We start from the raw sequence: 1,806 nt of genomic DNA, 5'->3' as shown, positions 1-1,806 counted from the left end.
GCGCTCCGGTTTCCAAGGCTCCTACCTATCCTGTACAAGCTGTACCAACATTCAATATCAGGCTGCAGTAAAGCTCCACGGGGTCTTTCCGTCCTGTCGCGGGTAACCTGCATCTTCACAGGTACTATAATTTCACCGAGTCTCTCGTTGAGACAGTGCCCAGATCGTTGCGCCTTTCGTGCGGGTCGGAACTTACCCGACAAGGAATTTCGCTACCTTAGGACCGTTATAGTTACGGCCGCCGTTTACTGGGGCTTCAATTCGCACCTTCGCTTACGCTAAGCGCTCCTCTTAACCTTCCAGCACCGGGCAGGCGTCAGCCCCTATACTTCGCCTTACGGCTTCGCAGAGACCTGTGTTTTTGCTAAACAGTCGCCTGGGCCTATTCACTGCGGCTCTCTCGGGCTTGCACCCTAACAGAGCACCCCTTCTCCCGAAGTTACGGGGTCATTTTGCCGAGTTCCTTAACGAGAGTTCTCTCGATCACCTTAGGATTCTCTCCTCGCCTACCTGTGTCGGTTTGCGGTACGGGCACCTCTCACCTCGCTAGAGGCTTTTCTTGGCAGTGTGGAATCAGGAACTTCGCTACTATATTTCGCTCGCCATCACAGCTCAGCCTTATGGGAAACGGATTTGCCTATTTCCCAGCCTAACTGCTTGGACGCGGATATCCAATACCGCGCTTACCCTATCCTCCTGCGTCCCCCCATTGCTCAAATGGTGAGGAGGTGGTACAGGAATATCAACCTGTTGTCCATCGCCTACGCCTTTCGGCCTCGGCTTAGGTCCCGACTAACCCTGAGCGGACGAGCCTTCCTCAGGAAACCTTAGGCATTCGGTGGAGGGGATTCTCACCCCTCTTTCGCTACTCATACCGGCATTCTCACTTCTAAGCGCTCCACCAGTCCTTCCGGTCTGGCTTCACAGCCCTTAGAACGCTCTCCTACCACTGTTCGAAGAACAGTCCGCAGCTTCGGTGATACGTTTAGCCCCGGTACATTTTCGGCGCAGAGTCACTCGACCAGTGAGCTATTACGCACTCTTTAAATGGTGGCTGCTTCTAAGCCAACATCCTGGTTGTCTAAGCAACTCCACATCCTTTTCCACTTAACGTATACTTTGGGACCTTAGCTGGCGGTCTGGGCTGTTTCCCTTTCGACTACGGATCTTATCACTCGCAGTCTGACTCCCAAGGATAAGTCATTGGCATTCGGAGTTTGACTGAATTCGGTAACCCGGTAGGGGCCCCTAGTCCAATCAGTGCTCTACCTCCAAGACTCTTACCTTGAGGCTAGCCCTAAAGCTATTTCGGAGAGAACCAGCTATCTCCAGGTTCGATTGGCATTTCACCCCTACCCACACCTCATCCCCGCACTTTTCAACGTGCGTGGGTTCGGGCCTCCATTCAGTGTTACCTGAACTTCACCCTGGACATGGGTAGATCACCTGGTTTCGGGTCTACGACCACGTACTCATGCGCCCTATTCAGACTCGCTTTCGCTGCGGCTCCGCATCTTCTGCTTAACCTTGCACGGGATCGTAACTCGCCGGTTCATTCTACAAAAGGCACGCCATCACCCGTTAACGGGCTCTGACTACTTGTAGGCACACGGTTTCAGGATCTCTTTCACTCCCCTTCCGGGGTGCTTTTCACCTTTCCCTCACGGTACTGGTTCACTATCGGTCACTAGGGAGTATTTAGCCTTGGGAGATGGTCCTCCCGGATTCCGACGGAATTTCACGTGTTCCGCCGTACTCAGGATCCACTCAGGAGAGAACGAAGTTTTGACTACAGGGCTGTTACCT

The 1,806-nt window shown here is 53.4% G+C and carries 1 rRNA gene; it reads right to left on the bottom strand.

From position 1 onward, the window contains the following. Nucleotides 1-1,806: ribosomal RNA gene (locus ACQXR1_RS22075) — 23S ribosomal RNA — on the bottom strand; the annotation flags it as partial.

The organism is Bacillus sp. ATD (genome assembly GCF_050585765.1).
GTDB classification, from domain to species: domain Bacteria; phylum Bacillota; class Bacilli; order Bacillales; family Bacillaceae; genus Bacillus; species Bacillus stercoris.
Note: the sequence above shows the minus strand (reverse complement) of the source record. Positions and strands in the feature narration are given on the sequence as shown.